Here is a 21,216-nt window from a genome sequence, read left to right as displayed (position 1 = left end):
AACTCCATTCTTTCTAAGGTGAAAAAAAGGCGCGTCTTGCGCCTTTTACTTTTTCGTGCTCAAGTATGTGTTGATGATTTCGTCGTATTTCCCGTTCTCTTTCAGCTTCTTCAGACCGGAGTTGAGTTTGTCTTGCAGCTCTTTGTTCCCTTTTAAAACCGCGATGCCGTAGTGGTCTCCATTGAGACGATCGCCTACAATTTTCAGCTTGGAAGCAGGGTCTACCGTAATTTTATAAGAGATAACCGGATAGTCCTCGATGGTTACATCAGCATTGCCGTTTTGAACCTCTTGGAACATGGAAGGGCTATCGTCGAAGTATTTGACAGTCGCGCCGTACTTTTGCCCGAGCTCATCAGCAAAGGTCGCGCCAGTCGTGCCTTTTTTGATCGCAATCGTTTTTCCAGCCAAATCTGCCTCTCCATTGATCGTTGTGTTGTCCTCACGTACGACCAAGGAAAGACCTGCTTGATAGTATGGTTCAGAGAAATCTAAAATTTCTTTGCGCTTATCATTGATGCTGATCCCCGCAATGGCACCGTCCAATTGCTTCGCTTGAACAGCCGGAATGATTCCTTTGAAGTCCATCGGCTTAATTTCTACCTCAAAGCCCTCTTCTTTGGCGATTGCATTGATCAGGTCGATGTCAATTCCTACGTATTTTCCGTCTTTTTCAAACTCAAAGGGTGGGTATGTTGCATCTGTACCAAACACGTACTTTTTTGCACCGGATTGCCCAGATGTTGAGGCAGCCTGATCTGTGCCAGTGCCACACGCACTTACCGTAAGTGCCAACAAACCAGAAACCACAGCAAACATTAGTTTTTTCATAAATTACCCCCAAGTATATTTATGTTAGATATGATATGGACATGAATATAGTAATATAGAAAAGTCCGTAAAGTCAAAACAAACTGAAAGTAATTATTACCCATAATTGTATGAATGATATCATGGTTAGATAACAGAAAAGTCTTTTTATACCTGCTATAATGGTAGGAAATGTATACGAGGGATGGGAAAACGATGAAGCACGTCACCATATTGATCGCCGACGACGAAGCGGAGATTGCGGAGCTCGTTGCCTTACATGTGAAAAAAGAAGGTTACCACACAATTATCGCCGCGGATGGAAAGGCAGCACTCCAAGCTGTGCAGACGCATTCGATTGATTTGGCGATTCTCGATATTATGATGCCTGGACTGGATGGCTACGAGGTCACCCGTCTCATTCGTGAACAGCACAATATGCCGATTATCTTTTTGAGTGCCAAGACGTCCGATCTGGATAAAATTTCGGGATTGGTGATGGGCGCAGATGATTATATGACCAAGCCATTCAATCCAATGGAATTGGTCGCTCGTGTGAATGCCCAGCTGCGACGCTTTAAGCAGCTGAATCAACCAGCAGTAGCAGTAGCGAGTAACAAGGTCTTAGAGGCAGGTGGACTTGTCATTTATCCAGAGGAGCGAACTGTGAGCCTGTACGGAGAAACGATTGAGTTAACACCGAAAGAGTTTGATATTCTCTACCTGCTGGCCAGATATCCAAAGAAGGTGTTTAGTGCGGACAATATTTTCGAGATGGTGTGGGGCGAAGCGTACTATGAAGGCAGCAATACAGTCATGGTGCACATTCGCACCTTGCGAAAGAAGCTGGGAGAAGAAAAAACGAAAAACAAGTGGATCAAAACGGTTTGGGGAGTAGGGTACTCCTTTCATGGCTAAGATGATACGGAGCTTTCGGTTCCAAATGGTCAAGCTTCTGGGCCTAAGTCTGCTGCTATCTGGTTCGGTTACCTATGTGATCTTTAAAGCGCTACAGTTTTACTATCGATCACAGGTGAAGATGGAAAGCATTTTAGCGCCGATTCGCCAGTTTATGCGAGAAATAGGGGACATTTACTTCTTTCTGATTATTTTTGTTCCACTAGCCATACTGTTTTTCTTCTTGCTAACCAAACGGTATGCCGTCTACTTTCAGGAGATTTCCAGAGGAATTCATCATCTTGCAAACGGCGACTTTACCCATCATGTTCAAATACCGTCAAACGATGAGTTTGGAGATATTGCCAAGGACATCAATCTGGCGGGTGAAAAGTTGCAAGAAGCCGTACAAAGAGGAGATTTTGCCGAAAGCAGCAAAGATCAGTTGGTTTTAAACCTGGCGCATGACTTGCGGACGCCACTGACTTCTGTTTTAGGGTATTTGGACATCATTTTGCGGGACGAGCAGTTAACGGTGGAACAAGCCCGACATTACACGAATATTGCTTTTACCAAGTCGCAGCGTTTGGAAAAGCTGATCGATGAGCTCTTCGAGATTACGAGAATGAACTACGGCATGCTCACCATCCAACAGAACCTGATTGACCTGAGTGAACTGCTCATGCAGTTAAACGAAGAGCTATATCCTTCCTTGGAGAAAAATCAGTTGAAAACGAGAATGAATGTGGCCTCACGATTGATGGTTTGCGGGGATGGCGAGCTCTTGGCACGCGTTTTCGGGAACATCATGACGAATGCCATCCGTTACGGGCACGATGGGCAGTTTGTTGATATCAACGGTTTTCTTGCGGGTGACGAGGTCGTTGTGCAGATTATCAATTATGGTCACGAGATTCCCCCGGAAGATCTGCCGCATCTTTTCGAGGTGTTTTATACAGGTGACAAGGCCCGAAGCCATCAAAACGGAAGCACAGGTCTCGGGCTATTTATCGCCAAAAATATCGTCGAGCGCCACGAAGGGACGATTTCTGCCGAGAGCAATTTGATCCGGACGATTTTTGAAGTACGCTTACCTTACGAACAGACTCCCTCACTTTAAAAAAATTTAAGGATTACCCCACTTTTTCTTTTATAAGTTTTCCTTATCCTGATCGGGTGACGAGCCAGGGTGGAACCTGTAATAGAAAAAGTGGGGTTTTTTGATTGGCTAAAAATGATCGGGGTTTAAAGTTTTTGGGGAGGTAAGGAATATGAAAAAACGTTTGTGGATCTGGCTGGGTGTGGGCGTGGGCGTGCTTGTGGCTGGGTTCGGTGGCTATGCAGCTTCTTCGGGAGAAAAGAAGAATGGCACTCCTGTCATGTTATCAACGGTGGTAACGGCCGATTTGGAAAGCACGATTTTGACGTCGGGCATGGTCAAAGTACGAAATGAACATACATTGTTCGCTAACTATGCAGGCGAATTGCGGAATTTCTCCATCAAGGAGGGAGACAAAGTGACGAAAGGGCAGGTGATTGGCAATATCGACATGTCCGATGTCAGCAATGAAATCATGGATATCGAGGCACAGATCACCATTCAGGAAGCGAATATCGCAAAGCTCTCCAAAGGTGTGGAACCTGAGGAAGTCACGAAAATGCAAGAGCAGCTTGCCCAGCATGAACGCGAATACCAAACGGCATTAAAAGATTACCAGCGAACGCAATCGCTGTTTACCGCAGGTGTGTCTACCCAACAGGCTGTAGAGGAGGCGAAGCAAAAGCTACAGACCGCAGAATCAAGAGTAAGGGTCGCGAAGCAAGATTTACTTTTGAAGCAAAAAGGGCCAGACAAGGCAGAGATTCGCTCCTACGAGGCGCAAATTCAAAAGCTAAATTTGGAAAAAGCAAAATATGAAAAGCAACGTGTGCAAAGCAGCATCGTGTCTCCGATTGAGGGGACGGTGCTCTCCATGAAGGTGAAACAAGGGAAGTACCTAAGTAAAGGCGAGGAAATTCTCACGGTTGGAGATACCAATGATGTTATGGTCGAAGCAGCAGTTGGAGAATCTGACTTGCGTAAAATCAAAATCGGACAGGATGCGGTTGTCTCAGGCATTTCCTTAGGCGGAGAACAGTTGCAAGGTAAGGTGTTGCGCATATCTCCTATGGCTGTAACCAGCAAAGAGCCGGGTGGAGAGAGTACGGGAGTGCCCGTCGCTGTCCATATAAATGAGACGAGGGAGTATTTGAAGCCAGGTTTTCACGTGGATGTGAACATCGTCCTGCAAAAAGCAGCAAACGCCATGCAAGTTCCCATTGAGGCAGTCGTGACGGACCAAGATGGATCTTCTTTTGTCTGGGTAGCGGAAAATGGCAAGGCCAAGAAGAAAAAAGTGACGACTGGAATTGAAAGTGAATTGTTTATCCAAATTGAAAGCGGATTGGATGGCAGTGAAGAATTGGTAGCGAATCCACCGGAAACCTTGCAAGAAAATGAAGTGATCTTCCAAGCATCTCCCGAAGAGTTTGCGGGGTAAAGGAGGATACATATGCTGAACATTGAGGGGTTAACTAAACAGTACAAGACGGATGAGCTGGAGCTGTTTGCTTTGCAAAATGTCAATATCCACGTAGCTCAAGGTGAATTCGTGGCGATCGTGGGACCTTCTGGTTCCGGAAAATCGACGTTTATGAACATGCTGGGTTGTCTGGATCGGCCAACTACGGGATCGTATGTCTTGGATGGAATTGATGTTACGCAGTTGAAGGATAGTGGGCTGGCGCAGGTACGCAATCAAAAAATCGGCTTTGTCTTTCAATCGTTTCATCTGTTGCCACGTGCTACTTCGCTGCGAAACGTAGAGTTGCCGATGATGTATGCGGGCGTCAGCATGACAGAACGCAAAAAAAGAGCGAAAGCGGCGTTGCAGCGTGTCGGACTTGCCCAGCGGATGGATCATAAACCAACGCAGCTGTCCGGCGGTCAAAGACAGCGGGTAGCAATTGCCAGAGCTTTGGTCAACCAGCCTGCGATTTTACTTGCTGACGAGCCGACAGGGAATCTGGACAGTCGTTCCAGCATCGAGATCATGGCGATTTTTCAGGAGTTGCATGCGCAAGGGGTAACGATTCTGCTCGTCACGCACGAGGCCGATATCGCCCAGCATGCCGAGCGCGTCATTACGTTTCGAGATGGTCATATCATCCGAGATGAGCGAGTGGAGGAGCGCTTGTTTGCTACTGCGTCCGAGGAGGTGATCCTCACGTGAATTTACTTGAAAGCTTTCGTACGGCTCTGGAAGGGATTGGGACAAATAAGCTCCGAGCTACCTTGACGATGTCTGGGATCATCATCGGAATCATGTCTGTTATTGCTGTGTTTACACTAGGAAACGGCAGTCAGCAGGCCTATACCGATCAGTTGGAGAAGCTGGGTGCTACTAATTTCAGCGTTACTGTTTGGTGGGACCAAGGAAGCAAGATTACTGATTTGACAGTGGAGGATGCTTATGCACTTCCCCAACAATCGCCCTACATTGAAGAGGCCGTGCCGTTCACAAATTATTTTGGAACGATTCGAGGCCCGAAAAAGGGGAAGGACGCAAGTATACAAGGAACAAATGAGGATCTGTTAAAGGTTCAACCCAACTTGAAACTAGTTGCAGGCAGATATTTTACTGCGAAGGAAGTAAAAGAGGGGAAGCCGGTTATCATTTTAACCGAAAAGTTAGCGGCAGGGCTTTTCGGACGTGAAGACCCGATTGGCAAGCGTTTGACTTACCAAGCAGCATCTTTCGTCGTTATTGGCGTGGTAAGGGAAGCCAAGCTGATGATTGACGCTGGTCGATCCGAGGGTGCCTATGTGCCGATTACCTTTCTGCACAATATGGACGGGTACGAGTACGTTCATACGATAACCGTAAAAGCCAAGTCGAAGGAAACGATGGAAGCAGCCAAGAGTCAAACAGAGAAATACTTAAACCGCAGGCACGATCGTGAAAACTACTACCAAATCGATAGTATCGAGAATGCACTGGGGGAGATGGATTCCTTTTCCGGCACGCTCACCACGATTTTTAGTGTCGCAGCCGGGATTGCGCTGTTTGTCGGTGGGATTGGCGTCATGAACATCATGCTCGTATCCGTCACGGAGCGGACGCGGGAAATCGGCATTCGCAAAGCGTTAGGGGCCCGTTACGGAGATATTATGCTGCAGTTTTTGATCGAGTCGCTGATCGTCTGCCTGATTGGTGGAACGATTGGCGTGCTGCTCGGCATCGGGACAGCCATGTTTGCCTCGAAATATGTCGATGTGCCACCGTTATTATCGTGGGAAAGTATCGCAATCGCTTTTGGGTTTTCCAGTGTCATCGGTATTTTCTTTGGGCTCTATCCGGCTCATAAGGCAGCTAGGCTCCATCCGATTGACGCGTTGCGATATGAGTGAGGAACGAAAAAGAAATGACTAGCAGAAATCGCTGCTAGTCATTTTTCTATTAGTCCCGAACTCGGAGTCCTATGAGTAATGAATCGAAAGAAAGTTCCAGTAAAATAAATAGCCAGTATAGAGGATGGAAAGTATCGCTGCTGCGCTATTCACTACCTTCCAGCGATCGCGCTCCTTGGCTGTTCCGATTCGCAGGAGTAAATAAGCGGCGGCGACCAACGAAACAATCGGTAGGGATGCGACGACGAATTGGTAGAAGGCCGGGTAGCCATAGACAAGCTCTGTGTTTGCATAGGTGAATTGGATGATAAAAAACAAGCTATGAAGCAGAGCCATAATCGGAACGATTTTCGAAATAGCGTGCGATTGTTTGCGCCATTTGCGTAGCCCGAAACGAGCGATCCAGACGAGCGAAAGAAGGATAAACACGATTCCGGGAATCACATATAGAGCCAGGAGAACAGGCGGACTTTCGATGAAGGAGATTCGAGGGAGCGAAAAGTTCATCGGTCCTGTCATATAAAATTTCCCTTGTTCCTCGTGAAAATATAGCTGTTCCTCACCATCGATCTCTTGAAAGAAATGATCGTCTACCTGCACAAACTTTTTCTCAAGGGATTGCTGTCCTTCATTCTGGAACATACCAGTCACGGATATCGTCTGGCCATCCAATGCTTTCACTGTGTAAGGGTAGCTACTGAGTAGCCGAAGCCCTTTGCCCCAGCCATTCTCGGGAGTCAGGGTAAGCAGATATTGGCCTTCCAGCTTTTTCATTTCGTCTATGGTACCATCAACAGGAGTTAGGGGCTTGCGGACTTGCTCTGTCAGAAGCTTGTCGGTAAACGCATTAACGACCTTGCCGTGCAGCTCCAAGCCCGGATGCGTGGCGTTCACCGCAACAAAGATGCCGATTGATTCTGAGGGAATCAGCACCATTTTCGAGATAAAGCCATCAATCCCACCGTTTGCCCATAGGGTAGGAATGCCGTTTTTCGTCTCTCCTTTAAAAAAGCCGTAGCCGATCCCGTACATGCGCTTATGGGCTGCGAATTGCTGGGCATGCATGCTCTGGACAGTTTCTGGTTTGAGTAGAGATGTGCCGTTATAGCTGCCGCCAGAAAGATGGGCGATCATATAGGGGGCGAAGTCGACTGGTGTCATATTAGCGGCACCACTCCCTGGGAAAATAATCCCCGAGTAAGGAATCGTTTGATAGCTGTTTCCGTCGTAATAATAGCTTTTAGCCAGCTTGCTTCTGTCCTCTGGGAGATACAATTCGGCGGAATCCATACCTAGCGGGCGGAAGATATTCTCCCTCATATAGTCATGCAAAGATTGACCGGAAGCTTGTTCAATTATACTTCCCAACAATCCGGTGCCCGCATTACTGTATTGAAATTTACTGCCTGGCGTGAAAATCGTCTCTTGCATCTGAAGCGTTTCATTTACGGGCTCGGTCGAGAATTCCGGTATTACACTCTCGTGGTTGTCTCTTTTATAAATTTTTTCATCTATACCGGCTGTATGTGTGAGCAGGTGGTGAAGTGTGATCGGGCCGTAACGATTATTCGTAATTTTGTAGTCTTTTAGGACGGTATTCAAATCTTCGCGTAAGGAAAGCTTGCCTTTTTCTACGAGCTGCATCGCTGCAGTAGCAGTAAACGACTTGGTCACGGAACCGATTCGAAACACCGTACGCTCAGGATCAACGGGGATTTGCTGTTCGACGTCGGCAAAACCATAGCCTTTTTTAAAAATGATGCGGTCTCCCTGGGTAATGACAATGGCTGCGCCCGGGATATGCAAGTTGTTCATTTCATTTTTCATGACGGGATCAACTACTTGTTCGATGGAAAGAGCAGTAAGAGGGGAGCGAGCATTGACCACAGATAGGGGCTGTATCAGCATGAGGCAGGATACGAGCAGAACGGCAAACCATTTTCGTAAAGCAAATAATGTCATGTTTCATCACCTTTCGCGTTTTGCGTCAGTCAATTGTTGTAAGCCAGCGACAGGGATGAGTATAGGACGATGAGTGTCACGGTGAGAAGTAACAGAATGTCATTGTTTATCGTGATAGTAGCTGATCGTCATCTGATACTATAATGGAGAGAAAGTTTGGATGTAGATGAGGTGTGCCAATTGCTTGCTTTTGTTAAACGATGGTTATGGGTCGACTGGATGATCTTCACCATCCACTTTATGTGGGGATTGACGATTATTCTCGGTTTTGTCAGCCATCACGATCAATTGCCTTATCCGCTAGCGATTACATTGATCGTTTTGTTCTTCGTGCTTGTCGTCCCCAGTTGTTTGCGTCGATACTCTCGTAACCTATATTTGTTCGCTGAGATTATTTTGAGTGGAAGCTTGTGCATTGCCTTGAACTTCTTTTTTGAAGGAGTAAGATGGCAGTTTATCCCCATCGCTTTTCTCATCGGGTATCACAGTGTGGAACGTTCTTATCGCTGGACGGGACCATTGGCGATTTTGGCGATTCCGGTGATTCCGTTTCTTGTGGGCGAGGCAATTGGGTTTGATTTCAAGCCAATAGTCGTAAGTGATCTAATTGTGTACCATTTCGCGGCATATGCGCTTGGGTTTGCCTTTCAATTGCTTAGCCGTATGCACAAGCAAGGCCTGATCATTCAACATCAGAACCAAATATTGGAGCAATACACTTCCCGGGTGGAGGAAATCACGCTACTGGAAGAACGGAACAAAATGTCCAGAGAGCTGCATGACACGATCGGACACACGATGACATCGCTTATTATGGGTATGGAGATGCTTCGGTCTAAAATACCAGATGCGGAGGCTAGTCGGCTGGACATGCTTTTGCGGATGGCCCGACAAGGTTTGGACGAGTCCAGAGGGATTTTCCACAAGTGGGCTCAGAATGGCTATGAATCTGCTACGACGATGGAGTCCGCCTTCGTTGAATTGATCGAGCAATTTCAAGTGGCTACAGGAGTGTCCGTCAAGCTGCGTATGTACGGCGCTGAGTATGCGTTGAGCCGTTCCTTAAAGCTGACTTTGTACCGTTGCTTGCAAGAAACACTGACCAATGCTGTTCGACACGGAAAAGCATCACAAATTCAAGTGGGGCTTTACTTTGAAGAAGCCCAGATCCGGTTGCAGGTCGAAGATAATGGGCAAGGAAATGGGACAATCGAATTCGGCTTTGGTTTGCAATCGATGAAGGAAAGGCTGGAAGCACTTCAGGGACGATTATCGATCCATTGTATGGACGAAGGAGGTGTGACGGTCATTTGTAGTCTGCCAGCTATGCAGGCTGTACCAAGTGCAGGCATACGTATCCTGATCGTCGATGATCAGCCCTTTGTGAGGGAAAGCTTGCAACTCGTTTTACAGAATCAGCAAGATTTGCAGGTGGTCGGGGTCGCAGAGAACGGCTTGATGGCACTGGACATCATTCCTAAAGAAAAGCCCGACGTCGTACTTTTGGACGTTCAAATGCCTGTCATGGACGGGGCGAAGACAATACAAGCGATACGTGAGCGGTGGCCGGATATGCGTGTCATTATGTTGACGACCTTCGAAGAAACAGCTCTTGCGGCAGAAACGCTAGGGAGAGGCGCGAATGGCTACTTGTTAAAATCGGTTAGTCCGATCGAGCTGGTAGAGGCGATACGAGTGGTTCATCAGGGTGAAGCGTTGATTAACCATAAGATTGCGGATGTCCTTTTCAAAGAAATGCGCTTGCAGCAAGAAGAGCTGAATGGACTTCGCCAAAAGCAAGGACGCGAGTGTCCCTATGGGATGACGGAACGGGAAAGAAGCATACTGACCTCGTTAGTAGAGGGGCTTCGCATGAAAACAATCGCGGAGAAAATCTTTCTTTCAGAAGGAACGGTTCGCAATTGTACCACAGTGATTTATGCAAAATTGGGTGTTAAGAATCGCGAAGAGGCCGTTAAAAAAGCACGGGACGAAGGGCTTACTGGTTAGATGGCAAGTATTTTTTGGTAGTTATGGTAGAATGGACAGTATCGAATGGAGGTTATATCAAAAATGAGTCAATTGCCAAATTGCCCAAAATGTCATTCAGAATACACGTACGAAGATGGAAGCTCCTTGGTATGCCCGGAATGCAGCCATGAGTGGACGTTGCAAGCAGACAGCGACAACGGTGAAGATAACAGAGTCATCAAGGACGCGAATGGAAATGTCTTGAACGATGGCGACACCGTAACCGTTATTAAAGACCTCAAGGTTAAAGGGACTTCTTTGGTCGTGAAAATCGGGACAAAAGTGAAAAATATCCGTTTGATTGACGGAGATCATGATATCGACTGCAAAATCGATGGTTTTGGTCCAATGAAATTGAAATCGGAATTTGTGAAAAAGGTGTAAGCTGGGAATGTAACGGAAAGGAAAAAGCTGACTGCATGGTAGAGTGCAGTCAGCTTTTTTCGTAAAGGAAAGGTCTTGTTAGGTGAGACGGTGAATGGACCAGACGATGCCCTCGCCGCCTCCACCTAAGTTGAGGTTAATGGTCAATCCATTGGCCACATAGAACAAACCGACTGTATCGCCTGCATTGAGTTGAACGTCACCCGCGAGTGTGACGGTTCCCGCCCCCAGGATGGTTCTTAATATGAGTACGAGCGCAATGTTTACGTTGAGAACAGGAAAATCACCGATAATGAGATTTGTTGCAGTAGGGGTGATTCTCTGTACTTCAATTGCAGGGGTGATTTCCGGGCCTAAACTAACGGTAATGGCTTCGCTTGTTTCATAGTTAATGGTTGCTTTGATGGCGTAAGTTCCAGTCTCTGGTACTGTATAAGTGCCAGTTAGCGGATTGAAACTTGGGCTGCCATAATAGGGGCTGGCTATTGACCAGTTAACTAATTGGGAAGATTCTCCAAGGGTTACAGTTGATAAAAAGGCTGAGAAGTTTTCAGTGGTGAAAGCAGGTCCAGTCGCGCCCGTGGCCCCGGTAGCGCCAGTTTCTCCGGTGGCACCCGTCACGCCAGTCGGTCCAGTAATCCCCGTCGCACCTGTATCCCCGGTGGCACCTGTCACACCAACCCCCGTGGCCCCTGTAGCCCCCGATATGCCACCTGTGCTGCTGGATGAAACAGACAGGATGTTGTCCAGTTTCGATTGCAAGAGCATTTCTTTTTTCGTAACGTCTTGCAAGGTTTGGCGAACGCTTGCATTCACCAGAAGGAGATCGCTTACCGAAGCAGGAACAGTCAAGCCTGGTAGTGTACCAATGGCATATTGCATTTTTTCTGCTTCTGCATGAATAATATGCCCGAGGCTGAGCTCTTCGATGGCGATGGAAGTAAGGAGGAGATTGATAGCATCGTCTCTCGTTACAGTAATGGTGGGAGTAATATTGGGAATATTGGCTTGAGACATGGCATTCATCCTTCCTGTTACATTCAAAAACTTATTACTATGCTATGAGGCTTTATCTGTGCGCGTGCCTGGCTGTATAGAAACGGAAAAAAGCCAATCTGATTTCCAGATTGACCTTTGTGTTAACTGGTAAGCACCGTGCTCATCAAAAAATAGACCACCATTACTTATGGCATGTATACATTCACCCACAGGGTGGGTAACTTTTTCATGATCACGAGGGGAGTCAGGTCAGAGACTCAAAGTACTTTTTGTTGTAGAGAATGCTAGGGTGAGTTGGGTTGTATAAGTAGGCAATATCATTGTGGTGACGTGATTTCTCGTTGTCCCCCATTTGAGAATAGCATAAGCAGAGTTGCAGATGAGGTAGCCAGGTCCAGGAAACATGGTCGATGTGTGCGAGCTTTTCAGCAGGTCGTTCTACTTTTGTTGCGAGATCATACCAAAAAATGGCGAGCAGCCAATTTTTATCATCGACGTGAAAGGCTCCAATCTGGCAGCACGCTTCCGCCCGTGGGCGATCGTAGTTGAACGTACGGTATAGCGACGACAGAACATTTTGTCTCTCATAGAGGTGGGAATAGCAACTCGCCAACTTCAGGCAAGCGTTAATGTTGTCCTCTACCCAGCCTTGTTGGGTGTTCAGGAACTTCGTGTAAAAAGTAATGGCTTCTTCATGATACTGATTGTCGCGTAATTCATTCGCATAATAGTACAAGTCCCGTGGCGAGAATTCTTCCCCTTTGGCATCCCTGCGTCGATAGATTTGTAGATTGCGGTCCGTGTATTCCTTCTGCTTGTTATGCGTGATGGATATGTCACTGTTGATGACGTTACCGCTCACTTCCAAATACTCATGGACGGGTCCGATCCAGCGAAACCTGCGGTCGCGTTTTACGAGGCGATTGCGGCGAATGCTGTATGCCACATTCCCATTGCTGTCTACAGAAAGGTTGTAGTTCATCGTGACACTGTCGATGCTGTAATTCAATGTAAACCTCAACTCGCGGAAGAGCTGACGGTCTTTTTCCAGAAGGATATCGTCTGCATCCAACCACAAAATATAGGGGCAGGTTGCCTTGCTGAACGCATAGTTGCGTGCGGCTGAAAAATCATCAATCCACTCGAAATCATAAATGGTACAGCCATAGTTGGACGCAATTTCTTTCGTGCGGTCTGTTGAACCCGTGTCGACGATAATGATTTCATCGACGAGATCCGCAACGGTGGAGAGGCAACGCTCCAGAGCGTCTTCTTCATTTTTGACAATCATGCATAAACTGATTGAAATCTGATTCGCTTTCCTCGCTGTCATGCCATTTTTTTTGCGATAATCGTTCACTCCTGCCAGATCCGACTGACGGTAGATGTGGTATCCGGGAAGATGGGTATCCACATGCAAAGAAAAGCCCATAGCTACAGCCCGAACGCAAAAATGCCGATCTTCTCCCCAGAACGACAAGTTCGCAATTCGTTTAAAGCTGACGCCTGCCTCCAAGACCTTTCGGTGGATTAATGTGCATGCACCGAGGCCTCCTACCTCATACACACCCGGTTTACGCAGCATCTCCAAAAAGTTTTGGTTCTCCGCTGATTCGGAAGCGCCCTCGCGTGTTAACGTGTATTGATCCATCAGCCAAACTTGAGGAAGCTCAATCGAATCAGGCTGCCAGCGTGTCCAGTAAATGTTGGAGATAATATCTTTATTGGCTTGAAGCAGCTGTTGCAGGGTGTGAGGATGTAAAACGAGATCGGAATCGATCAAAAACAAGTAATCAAAACTCTCTTTGAGCGCATAGGAGATAATCGTATCTTTCATTTGCGCTACCTTCCAAATATTCCGTTCCGTCCAATAATGGGTCATTTCATTTCGGACATACGTATCATCATCTGTGTTTTTGAGGATGACGGTTCGTTTGTTCTCCTTCTCGAAATCAGCCAAGAGTGTACTGGAAAGTGGGTCTTTGTTATCGTCAATGAACAGGTAATGGATCAGTTCATTTTTGGTAATCAACTCCGTGAGGGATTGAAGGAATTCCTCCAAAATAATCGGGAATTGTTGAATGGGACTCCCGATTAAAATACGTTTTTTACCCATGGTACACCCCCATATACAGCCTTTGTTCAAGTGTTTGGCGCGGGTTTGCTGAATAGCAGTAAACCATTGTCCACCTTTGCGACAATTCGGTTCTCTTGCTGTAGTTCTTTTAAATAAGAGCGGATAATCGAGGTAGTCAAACCGTAGCGGTGCAAGTCATCTTCAAACGCATACTTTTTCATGACCTTTTGGACTACTTGTTCGAGAGTGCTTGGCTGCTCATGAATCCATGCTTCAAGAAAAGTAGAGGTGTCTTTCATAAGGGTGAGATGCCTGTTAATTAGCCCTGTGACTGTCTTGTAAGGTCCGCCATGGTACAGCACATAAGCATTCAATTTCATCATCGAAAGCTTCTTGAAGCTTCTTCTGGCAGCCTTCAGATCGTCAAAAAAAAGGAGATCCTGCTTGTTCAATGTTTTGGGACCAAACAAGGCATCGCCGCAGTAAAGGACATGATCAGGGGTAATAATGCCGACCATTCCCGGCGAATGTCCAGGTAAGGAGACGATTTTGAATGGAATGGTATGGACGTGAAAGATACCATCGGTGGAGGGAAGATAATCCGTTACGAGCGCACGTGTATTCTCTTTGTTTTCATCAGGCTTCGTATCAGACCCTCCACCTGCGTCGAAAACCAAAGGCTCGAGATGCGGATTTTCGATGATATAGGATGCTAGATGTGTCGCATAGATGCGTAGATTGGGGAACCTTTTTATCAAATAGGGATTGCCACCGTGGTTAACAGCGTGACCATGTGTATGAACAACGGCAAGGATTTGATACCCTCGATCGCTGATTCTCGCGCATACTTTTTCGATCACAGTGGTATTCGGGCCGCTATCAATACAAACAGCAGTTTTGCTGGACCTATCCAAATAGACACCGATCCCGTATTTACCGGAGACCACATAACTGTTGCCGGCCACTTCGATCAATTCCAAACGAGCCATATCCCTTACTCCTTCATTAGATTCAGGTTCATATGTGGATGACCTTGGTGACATTGCCGATACGTACCTTTACGGAGTTCGGTACAAAGGGAGGCTTTGTAGGTGCAGACACTCGCTTAGCGAGCATTTTTTTCTTGCCACGCACTTTTGCCACGTTTGTTACAGGCTTGGGACGCTTGGTTTTGCTTTTGTTTTTATCGGGAGTAGGGACGGACGCAGCCTGTGCTAATAATGGGGGTTTTTGACGTGCTGATTTTCGGTTTTTGGCTGTATCGATGCGTGCTTTGTTTGCGAGCAATGGAGGGGTTGGGGTAGGCACAGGTGGAACGTCAAGCTGTACAGGTTCGTCGTCTCGAATATCTCCTTCAAGCTCCACTTGCATCGGCTCGTCGTAGGGGGAATCCTCTTCCGGTTCTATCGAGTAAAAAGCTTGTAATTGCCGCAGATGATTTTCTATCAAGGTGGTGATTTGTTTATGTGGAAACCTCCATGTCTTTACCCATTCCGATAACTGGGCTATCGCAGCAAGGACAGGAGTATGCATTTCACTAGTGGGATGGAGGGGGGGATGCGATTCAAAAAGGAAGCTGTGAGCAATCTGCTTATTATGTATGTGGGTATGCAGTCTGACGAGCAGATTGATCATCGTTGATATTTGGTAGCCAATCAGCATGAGCTCATAATCTTTGGCATGATGAAAGCGAGATTCCAATCCTTTGACCAACTGGAGGATGGAATAGGTCAGCTTTAGAACGGTTTGGTCATCGATACCTTTGTTCTTCATGGCAAGACCTCGAATTCCTGAAATGATCAATCGTTAATAGTCGATGGTGAAGTCGTCATCCAATTCATCCCCGAAATTGGATGCTTCCATCTCAAAATTTGATTTAAGCGCCACAGGGTACATGTGAATGGCTGCGTTCAGCTTTTTTAACAAAAGCCACTCAGCCATGAGCACCGAATCCAGAATCGAAATGACTGTGCGATTAAAGGTAATGATCTCATCATTAGAGGGGTTGTTGGGGAAGTCCAGATTTTTGCCAACGAAAGCAAGGGCTTTGTCAGCTTCGGCGTTTAGCAATCTGGACAAGGCTTCTTCCTCTAGGGCAATCGATTGCAGCAAATGACTCAGAGCTTCTTCGCGTGTAGGCACATCATATGAAGGAACTTTATCTTGTAAGGTCATCATCATCCCTCTTCAATAAAATTAGGATCCCATGAAAAGCAGTGTAAGTAGTAAGGGTTATTCTTTGAAGCAAGAAAGGTCGGGGATGTCAGGGGTGTCAGGTAAGTCATCGTGATGTTGCTCATGATTATGCATCTGCTCCAGTTTGATAATATCCTCCAGCCTGAATTGTAGGAGCATCTCGGTCTTAATGACATTGCGCAGCATTCGTTCTACGCTGTTGTTTAAGGCAAGCGCATCATTGAGCGAGAGGGATTGCTCCTTCACGATCCTTTGGATCTTTTCCCCCTCTGTATTAATAATGTGAGAAAGTCCGATTTCCTCCAGCGCAATGGAGGTGAGAAGCAAATTTAATACTTCGTTTCGTTTCAATATGATTTCCGGTGTTATATTGGGGACCGTGGGCATTGACATCGTTATCCACATCCTTTGTTTGTATGGCTTTGTATACAGGATCGTCATAGGATCGCGTGATTGGTAGTGAAGAAATGGAAACTTCCTCGCAGTACATGTTATGTATCCGCGATCTTAATATGACAACTTAATCGTATTGATTGGGACAAACTCATCACCTCATGGACTTAGTTATATTTTTGGTTCCCTGGAGCCTTACCAATACCCAGCGACGATTTCCAGCTATCTCTCGAAAAAGTTCTTCGTAGTGATAGATTTTTCCGAGATGAGCCAGAAAGGGATAGTGATCAAAATCATCTACGAGAATAAGCGCATCCGGCTTGAGCGTATCAACAAATAGTGGATAGGCAAGAGAGCGGCCGTTGCCATGCGGACCGTCAACAACCATGACATTTATTGATTGACTGGAAAGCGGTAGTTGGTCCAAGTCGGCGTAAAAGGCATTTTGTATGGAAAAATGATCAAATTGATTCTCGAGAACACACTGTCCGAAGATGGGCCACAAGCTCTTGCTCTCTGCTGGATTGTCGAAGACCTTGTTCCATTCCTCTTCGGATAGTTGCTTCAAAGAGCTGGTCACTAAAGTAACATGCGGTACATCCCCTAGACTCTCCTTGATTTCTTTTGCGCGAATCGGATGATGCTCCACAATAATTGTTTTGACCCGGAGCAGCTCAAGCTCGCCAAGTGATTTCCAAAACAGAGCGGAGTCACCCCCACCCAACTGAAGCACCTGGCACTCCTCATTTTCTTGGTTAATATGTCGGCATGTATGTACGAGGGCCTGCTTGCTCAACGTGAGTGAGTTGTACCGCCAGTGATTACAATTGGACTGCTGCAAGGCTTTTTCAATATCGCGAACGATCATCTTCATTCCACCCATTCCAACAGATTGGGATGTTGATCCAAGATGGATTCATACTGTTCCTTCCAGCCATATTTGGCATCGGGGTCGAGGAGCTGATAACGGTTGTATTTGCTTTGTCTGTCTTCGAGTCGGGCCCAGCCAAAATGCTTCACGCGGGATGGATGGCACAGGTAAGAGAACTGGTTGATCGAGAGAGGAAATCTGCCGCAATGCTGAGGGGTTTCCCTCCATATATAGGGGAAGTCAGGGCGGTACTTGACCATAAAGGGACGATAGTAATGGTGGGCTTTCCAATACACATCCTCGCGATAATGCGTGTCACTCCACATATCGTACAAACGAAAGTAGATCGCCTCATATGTCTGCTGTTCCAAAATCTCGGAGACTTTCGAGGGGAAGGAGCTATCCATGAATTCATCGGCGTCCAGATTCAAAATCCATCCTGGATCAGTCTGGATCGTTTCTTGCCATTGTTGTTTGCGCAAGGCCACCTCGTTGGAAAACTGAGAGGTAGCGTTTTGAACCAGATGAAGAGGAACGCCCTTGAGAATCTCTCTACAGAGATCTGCGGTATGATCGATACTGCCATCGTCGATGATGACGGCTGCATCAATAAAGTCTTTATGTGCTTCCAGCGCTCGTCTTAAATAGCGATTACCTTCATTTTTCACAATCATGGAAAGAGTTAGTTTGGCTCTGGTCATCTATGTGCTGCACCTCCTGCGCTTGTCGTGTTGCAATGCAGAAGATTTCATGGCCTTGGAAGGTCGACTGGAGGTTCACGGCTAGCTGCATGATGTCCTGGATCGGTAAAGGTGTTTGCGTGGTCTTGCGCAAATGGTTTTCCAAGCGATTTGTTTCTTCCCGAGAAAAGATGGAGAGAATCTCCCAACCGCCTTGATGAAGCAGTGAGATCAGATTATCACGCGAGTAATGAAAGAGGTGGTCATTCTCGGTATACAGCGGAGAATACACCCCAAACAGTTTATTGGTGAACGAGTTTTTGTTCGGCACGCTAAAAATGATCTTTCCTCCTGGTTTAAGAAACCCCTTCAATTCTTCAAGGTATTGCTTCGGATGCGAAATATGCTCAAAGACGTGACAAAAAACGATGGCATCAAACGTACCCATGTGTTCGGGGGCGAGAACAGAGGAGTGCCATAACGAATGAACCAGTTGTAACCCATACCGATCTTGGGCGTATGCGCATGATTGATGTGACGGCTCTACCCCAACAACCTCCCACCCAGCCTCACGAGCTAGGAATAACAACTCTCCTGTTCCTGGACCAATTTCGAGCAGCTTCCCTTTTTCCGAAAACCACATATCGAGCAGCAATGTATGGAAGATCGCGTGTTCCGTAAATGTATTTTTGGCGTATTGATCCCGCATGGAGACCCAACTCGCGTCATAAGTGTCTGCAACCAGCTGTGTCACGTTGACTTGATCGAGGTGAGGTTGAAAAACGAGATCACAATCTTTGCACGTTAGGAGCGAGAAGGTAGCGTACTGGTGGAAAAGCGCAACCTGAGCGCTGTTGCACAAAGGACATGAGTCATGCATGGATACGATCCCTGCTTTCTTTGTGATATCTGCCTACGACTACCTATGCGCGGCTCCAGCAAAAGGTTCGAAAGCCAAGGGAATGGCGGCGTTCTGAAAGAAGCAGTCCACTCATAGAGTAAAGGGGGGATAGACTACGATCTCAGTGATGTGTGTAAAAGGAGATGAGCAGCATGTCTGAGTCGCCCAAAATTTCCCTATGTATGATTGTAAAAAACGAAGAAGAATGCCTTCACAAGTGCTTGGAAAGCGTGAAAGATCTTGTGGATGAAATGATTATTGTAGACACGGGGAGTACGGACAACACCGTAGAGATATGCAAGTCATTCGGAGCGGTCGTGCATTCGTATGAGTGGCAGGATAACTTCGCAGAAGCCCGAAACTTTGGACTGGAAAAAGCAACGGGCGACTGGATTTTGTGGATGGATGCCGATGAGGAAATGAATAAGGAAGATAGCAAGAGCTTGAAGGAGTTGCTTCGTGGTCAAGAAGATTCTCTTTTTTATATCCATCTAATTAATTACATTGGAGATGAAATAAATGAAGACGATGCTTTTCATATCGCTCACTCACGTTTGTTTCGCAATGGCATCGGTTTTCGCTTCCATTTTCCCATCCATGAAACGCTCAACGTAGAAGAGGTTCTTCCCAATCTGACCGAAGATCTCCACATTCAAATCTTGCCTGTACGGATATACCATTACGGCTACATGAATGAATGTACTGGCAGAAAGAACAAGTTCGAGCGCAATATTGGGCTGCTTATGAAGGAATTGGAAAAAGAGGACCACTCCCCATGGATTGAGTATCATCTTGCCAGTGAGTTCTCACGTATCCAGGAGCATGAGAAAACGTTCAAGTTCGTGAATCTGTCTATTATCGGGTTTCTCGAAAACCATATGATGCCTCCTTCGCTTCTTTATAAGCTCAAATACTCTACGTTGATCGCGATCGGCAGTGCTGAGGGAGCCTGGCCAGGAATTGAAAAGGCAATCGAGATGTATCCGGACTATGTTGATTTGCATTTGTACAAAGGGATCATTCAGTATTTGAAAAAGGACTATAAACGTGCTTTGATGACGTTTGATCACTGCTTGGAGCTAGGGGAGAGCAACATTCGGCATCTGACCTTGAAGGGATCGGGAAGTTTTCACGCCTGGTACTACAAAGGGCTTTGCTACGAAGGTTTGGATCAAGTGGAGGAGGCTGTGACCGCTTATCAGACGGCATTGGCAATGGCGGAAAATCATGCTCCTGCCAAGGAAGCATTAGAGAAGCTGTGCTCGACGACTGAAGTGAGTCATACGTCAAACAACAAATAGCATTGTGGCGAAAAGCTGTTTACGTCGATGGTTCAGACGTAACGGCTTTTTTCGTAATGGCAGGGCATGAACAAAATGACGTTAATCATCTTTATTACGGTAAAAGGTTTAATAAACATAATGTTTCATTTGCGGCAGCGGATTGTTACAATAAAAAACGCATTTTATCGGTAATAATAATCATTATCAATCACAACGAGTGAGGGACAAAAGATGAAGCGAACAAACGGAATGAAACGTCTCGGCTATATGCTTTGGACGCTTACACTGGCAGCTACGGTCTTACTGACTGGGTGCGGCAGCGCAGAGCAAAAACAGCCAGCAGCAGGTCAAGATAACGCGAAAACTGCACAAAAGCGCATCGTGAAACACGAGTTGGGCGAAACGGAAATTACCGGAGACCCGAAAAGAGTCGTCGCGCTGGAGTACTCCTTTGTAGACGGACTATGGGAGCTGGGAGTGACGCCTGTAGGAATCGCGCAGGAGAAGGATAAGGACGTAGAAGGATTGATCGGCAAAAAAATCGAGTATACCCCTGTGGGGACTCGCCAGCAGCCAAGTCTGGAGGTCATCAGCTCGTTGCAGCCGGATTTGATTATTGGTGATTTGAATCGCCACAAGGACATTTACAAGGATTTGCAAAAAATCGCACCGACGATCATTTTGAAAAGCCGCAACTCGACGTATCAGGAAAACCTGAGCTCGTTTGTCACGATAGGGGAAGCGCTGAACAAGCAAAAAGAAGCAGAGCAGCGCCTGATCAAGCACAAGGAGATCATCGCAGAGTTTAAAAAGAAGGTACAAGCTGGCGATTCCCGCAAAGTCATGCTGGGAGTATTCCGCGCAGATTCTCTGTCTGCACATGGTGCGAAATCGTTTGATGGCGAATTGCTCGAAATGATTGGAATCAAAAATGCAATTCAAGACGCGCCAGAGCCAACGGTAAAAATCAGTCTGGAGCAAATGGTGCAGTGGGACCCAGATGTGATTTTCCTGGCGGAGGCTGACGACGCGCTGCTGAACGAATGGAAGCAAAATCCGCTCTGGAACAATATCACCGCAGTCAAAAATCACGAAGTACACAAAGTAAATCGTGACCTCTGGACGCGCTATCGCGGACTGAAATCCGCAGAACGCATTGTGGAAGAGGCAGTGAACCTCTTATATAGCAAGGAAAAATAACATACGATGCAAATTCTGGAAAAGACCGATCGCTGATCTGGTCTTTTCCGTGTTCCTGCACGTGGTAGTAGATCGAGGTGGC

At 46.6% G+C, this 21,216-nt stretch carries 20 protein-coding genes; 9 read left to right on the top strand and 11 right to left on the bottom strand.

Translation table 11 applies throughout. The annotated features are described in order from the left end of the window. Positions 1–45 precede the first annotated feature (45 nt). The gene (locus HP570_RS16660) at positions 46–831 is read right to left on the bottom strand and encodes a transporter substrate-binding domain-containing protein (RefSeq protein ID WP_173604090.1); all 786 of its coding nucleotides are present in this window, start codon (positions 829–831) and stop codon (positions 46–48) included. Positions 832–1,026: 195 nt separating this feature from the next. On the opposite strand from HP570_RS16660, the gene HP570_RS16655 reads away from it, so the two are divergent. The 5 genes from HP570_RS16655 to HP570_RS16635 all read left to right on the top strand — a co-directional run bounded on the left by HP570_RS16655 (position 1,027) and on the right by HP570_RS16635 (position 6,157). Further along, complete coding sequence (locus tag HP570_RS16655; RefSeq protein WP_142497362.1) at positions 1,027–1,728, top strand: response regulator transcription factor; 702 nt, start codon at positions 1,027–1,029, stop codon at positions 1,726–1,728. Beyond that, positions 1,721–2,827, top strand: a complete 1,107-nt coding sequence (locus HP570_RS16650) for a HAMP domain-containing sensor histidine kinase (protein WP_173626437.1) — start codon at positions 1,721–1,723, stop codon at positions 2,825–2,827. The genes HP570_RS16655 and HP570_RS16650 overlap by 8 nt, the downstream gene beginning before the upstream one ends. A 151-nt stretch (positions 2,828–2,978) precedes the next feature. Beyond that, positions 2,979–4,247: an efflux RND transporter periplasmic adaptor subunit gene (locus HP570_RS16645; protein ID WP_173626436.1), complete on the top strand. Its 1,269-nt coding sequence runs from the start codon at positions 2,979–2,981 to the stop codon at positions 4,245–4,247. A 12-nt stretch (positions 4,248–4,259) separates the two neighbouring features. Next, the gene (locus HP570_RS16640; RefSeq protein WP_173626435.1) at positions 4,260–4,979 is read left to right on the top strand and encodes an ABC transporter ATP-binding protein; all 720 of its coding nucleotides are present in this window, start codon (positions 4,260–4,262) and stop codon (positions 4,977–4,979) included. Continuing rightward, positions 4,976–6,157: an ABC transporter permease gene (locus tag HP570_RS16635; RefSeq protein ID WP_173626434.1), complete on the top strand. Its 1,182-nt coding sequence runs from the start codon at positions 4,976–4,978 to the stop codon at positions 6,155–6,157. Before HP570_RS16640 ends, HP570_RS16635 begins: the two co-directional genes overlap by 4 nt. A 69-nt stretch (positions 6,158–6,226) precedes the next feature. Here HP570_RS16635 and HP570_RS16630 read toward each other — a convergent pair whose 3' ends face one another. Continuing rightward, positions 6,227–8,119 carry a serine hydrolase domain-containing protein gene (locus HP570_RS16630; protein ID WP_173626433.1) on the bottom strand — a complete coding sequence of 631 codons (1,893 nt, stop codon included), beginning with the start codon at positions 8,117–8,119 and terminating at the stop codon, positions 6,227–6,229. 156 nt (positions 8,120–8,275) lie between these two features. Between HP570_RS16630 and HP570_RS16625 the strand changes: the two genes are divergently transcribed. Beyond that, on the top strand, positions 8,276–10,129 hold the full coding sequence (locus HP570_RS16625) for a helix-turn-helix transcriptional regulator (RefSeq protein ID WP_173626432.1): 1,854 nt from the start codon (positions 8,276–8,278) through the stop codon (positions 10,127–10,129). 63 nt (positions 10,130–10,192) lie between these two features. Next, positions 10,193–10,534 (top strand): zinc ribbon domain-containing protein YjdM, encoded by a 342-nt coding sequence (locus HP570_RS16620; RefSeq protein WP_173626431.1) that lies wholly within the window; start codon positions 10,193–10,195, stop codon positions 10,532–10,534. Between the two features lie 78 nt (positions 10,535–10,612). Here HP570_RS16620 and HP570_RS16615 read toward each other — a convergent pair whose 3' ends face one another. From HP570_RS16615 to HP570_RS16575, 9 genes are all read right to left on the bottom strand, one after another. Then, positions 10,613–11,551, bottom strand: coding sequence for an alpha-helical endospore appendage domain-containing protein (locus HP570_RS16615; protein WP_173626430.1), 939 nt, complete (start codon positions 11,549–11,551; stop codon positions 10,613–10,615). A gap of 226 nt (positions 11,552–11,777) precedes the next feature. Then, positions 11,778–13,649, bottom strand: coding sequence for a glycosyltransferase (locus tag HP570_RS16610; protein WP_173626429.1), 1,872 nt, complete (start codon positions 13,647–13,649; stop codon positions 11,778–11,780). Between the two features lie 26 nt (positions 13,650–13,675). Further along, a complete protein-coding gene (locus HP570_RS16605) occupies positions 13,676–14,599 on the bottom strand; it encodes an MBL fold metallo-hydrolase (protein ID WP_173626428.1) in 924 nt (307 codons plus the stop codon). Between the two features lie 28 nt (positions 14,600–14,627). After that, a complete protein-coding gene (locus HP570_RS16600; RefSeq protein WP_173626427.1) occupies positions 14,628–15,383 on the bottom strand; it encodes a hypothetical protein in 756 nt (251 codons plus the stop codon). A 33-nt stretch (positions 15,384–15,416) separates the two neighbouring features. Beyond that, the gene (locus tag HP570_RS16595) at positions 15,417–15,785 is read right to left on the bottom strand and encodes an alpha-helical endospore appendage domain-containing protein (protein ID WP_015893947.1); all 369 of its coding nucleotides are present in this window, start codon (positions 15,783–15,785) and stop codon (positions 15,417–15,419) included. Positions 15,786–15,842: 57 nt separating this feature from the next. Further along, the gene (locus HP570_RS16590; RefSeq protein ID WP_173604079.1) at positions 15,843–16,199 is read right to left on the bottom strand and encodes an alpha-helical endospore appendage domain-containing protein; all 357 of its coding nucleotides are present in this window, start codon (positions 16,197–16,199) and stop codon (positions 15,843–15,845) included. A gap of 154 nt (positions 16,200–16,353) precedes the next feature. After that, on the bottom strand, positions 16,354–17,067 hold the full coding sequence (locus HP570_RS16585; RefSeq protein ID WP_173626426.1) for a hypothetical protein: 714 nt from the start codon (positions 17,065–17,067) through the stop codon (positions 16,354–16,356). Between the two features lie 2 nt (positions 17,068–17,069). Then, positions 17,070–17,771 carry a glycosyltransferase family 2 protein gene (locus HP570_RS16580; RefSeq protein WP_173626425.1) on the bottom strand — a complete coding sequence of 234 codons (702 nt, stop codon included), beginning with the start codon at positions 17,769–17,771 and terminating at the stop codon, positions 17,070–17,072. Next, the gene (locus HP570_RS16575) at positions 17,728–18,630 is read right to left on the bottom strand and encodes a class I SAM-dependent methyltransferase (RefSeq protein ID WP_173626424.1); all 903 of its coding nucleotides are present in this window, start codon (positions 18,628–18,630) and stop codon (positions 17,728–17,730) included. Before HP570_RS16575 ends, HP570_RS16580 begins: the two co-directional genes overlap by 44 nt. A gap of 173 nt (positions 18,631–18,803) precedes the next feature. Between HP570_RS16575 and HP570_RS16570 the strand changes: the two genes are divergently transcribed. Both HP570_RS16570 and HP570_RS16565 read left to right on the top strand, forming a co-directional pair. Then, positions 18,804–19,952, top strand: a complete 1,149-nt coding sequence (locus tag HP570_RS16570; RefSeq protein WP_173626423.1) for a glycosyltransferase — start codon at positions 18,804–18,806, stop codon at positions 19,950–19,952. A 213-nt stretch (positions 19,953–20,165) separates the two neighbouring features. Then, positions 20,166–21,134, top strand: a complete 969-nt coding sequence (locus tag HP570_RS16565) for an ABC transporter substrate-binding protein (RefSeq protein WP_173626422.1) — start codon at positions 20,166–20,168, stop codon at positions 21,132–21,134. Positions 21,135–21,216: the final 82 nt, after the last annotated feature.

The sequence above is a fragment of the Brevibacillus sp. RS1.1 genome (assembly GCF_013284365.1).
Lineage (GTDB): Bacteria > Bacillota > Bacilli > Brevibacillales > Brevibacillaceae > Brevibacillus > Brevibacillus brevis_D.
Note: the sequence above shows the minus strand (reverse complement) of the source record. Positions and strands in the feature narration are given on the sequence as shown.